Source organism: Siccirubricoccus deserti (assembly GCF_014283215.1).
Taxonomy (GTDB): domain Bacteria; phylum Pseudomonadota; class Alphaproteobacteria; order Acetobacterales; family Acetobacteraceae; genus Siccirubricoccus; species Siccirubricoccus deserti.
Genome location: NZ_JACOMF010000196.1, coordinates 1 through 1781, shown reverse-complemented (window position 1 = coordinate 1781; position 1781 = coordinate 1). Strand labels below are relative to the sequence as shown.

At 65.9% G+C, this 1781-nt stretch carries 1 protein-coding gene and 1 pseudogene; one reads left to right on the top strand and one right to left on the bottom strand.

Going from position 1 to position 1781, the window contains the following annotated elements; translation table 11 throughout:
- The coding region (locus H7965_RS29720; RefSeq protein ID WP_186774072.1) for a response regulator at positions 1-651 on the top strand (651 nt) is incomplete at its 5' end.
- Between the two features lie 704 nt (positions 652-1355).
- Here the strand turns inward: H7965_RS29720 and H7965_RS30615 are convergent.
- Positions 1356-1781: pseudogene (locus H7965_RS30615) on the bottom strand (hypothetical protein); the annotation flags it as partial.

The window sequence follows — 1781 nt, the reverse complement described above, 5'->3', positions numbered from 1 at the left end:
GCAAAGGTCGATTCCCACTCCGCTGCCGCTTCGATCATGCGCCACCTCACCGGGCCGCACCTCAATCGGAACGTCCATCAGCTTACCAGCCGGGATCTCAGGCCAACAGAAATCTGCCGAAGTAGTGGTAGTCAGGTCTATGGCATCGCGCGTCAGGCAGGCGGGGCGGTACGGATCGAGAGCCGGCCGGGCGAGGGCACCACGGTGCGCATCTATCTACCGACAACTGAGGCCTCTTTCGGGGAAGAGAATGCCCAGCCTGTGGACAGGCAGATCGCTGCCGATGCTTCGGCCACGATCCTCGTGATAGACGACGACCCGGACGTCCGGCGGGTGCTGGTCGCCTCGCTTGATGCGCTCGGCTACCGCGTCCTCGAGGCGGCCGATGGACCGTCGGGCCTTGCCGTCCTGGAGGAGGCCGCGCCCGAGTTGATGATCGTGGACTTTGCCATGCCAGGGATGAACGGGGCAGAGGTGGCGGGAGCTGCACGCAAGCTGCGGCCCGATCTGCCGATCGTATTCGTCAGCGGGTATGCCGACACTGCTGCCATCGAGCGCATTGTCGGGCCGGATACACTCATGATGCGGAAGCCATTCCGAATTGACGAACTGCAAGCCGTCCTGGCCGGGACATTCGCCAGCCGTCTATAGTGGCGCTTGTGCGATGATCGGCCACGAGGCGCCGTGCTTGGCAGAGACGGGCCGGCAGAGCTGCCACCTGCCCGGCGGAAGTCAGCTCCACGGCGCCAAGGTGATCAAGGAGCCATCCCGGTAGGGACGCGGGTTACCCCGCGCCCCCCCGGACAGATCCGAGCGTGCGCTGCTAACGCACTCGGCTCCCACCTCGAGTGTTTGACAAGGAAGCGCTGTTGCGACCAAGGATGTCGGATTCTGGCGGATGGTATCCAGCGCGCGGCGATTGGCTTCATCCGCCGCCATGGGACGTGGGCTTTCTGGCTGCGGCGCATGAGCGCTCGACGCCAGTGCCGGACGACATGGAATGCGAAAGCCGTCGTCCGCCGCGAGTTGGTGGGCACCGCGTGATACGCGAAGTAGCCACGCAGCACCTGCCCCAGCCAGCGCCCCTGCTCGGGCACTGGCAGGTGGCACATGCGATAGAGCGTCTCCTTAATCTCCAGGAGCTTGGCCCGCATTCGCTTGGCGATGGTCTGCCGCAGCAGGATGAACGCTCCGTCCGGGCGTTTCCCGCAGCCGACGCATGTCCACATGCTTCATCCTGCCGATCCAGGCAGATCCTACCTGCCCTCAAGAGAACCCAGGCCGGATCAATAAGGGCACTCAGAAGCGCGGCATACCATGCCCTTGTGCCTCAGGCTGCGTTACCCTTGGCCGGGCTACTCCCCTTGCACAACGCGTGTGAGCGGCAGATCGAGCTCGCAGATGAGGCCGCCGGGTTCCCACCGCCGCTCGACCCGCCCCCCGAGCTGATCCCGGATTGTCCCCTCAAGCACGCGGCTGCCGAAGCCCCGCACCAATGGGGGGCCGGGCACCACGGGACCACCGATCTCCTCCCAGCGCAGCCGCAGCCACCCGGTCTCTCGGTCGGCTTCCCAGCTCAGCCCCACCACTCCACCTGGAACCGATATGGCGCCGTGCTTCGTCGCGTTCGTGGCCAACTCATGCAGCGCCATTGCTACTGCCTGCGCGGCCTCGGGTCGCAGCCGTACTGGTGGGCCGGAGAGCTCCGCGCGTGGCGCGACTGGCATGTCCGCATCGTTTGCATTGCCCGCGCCAGGGAGGAAGGGCGCGAGTTCACCCTC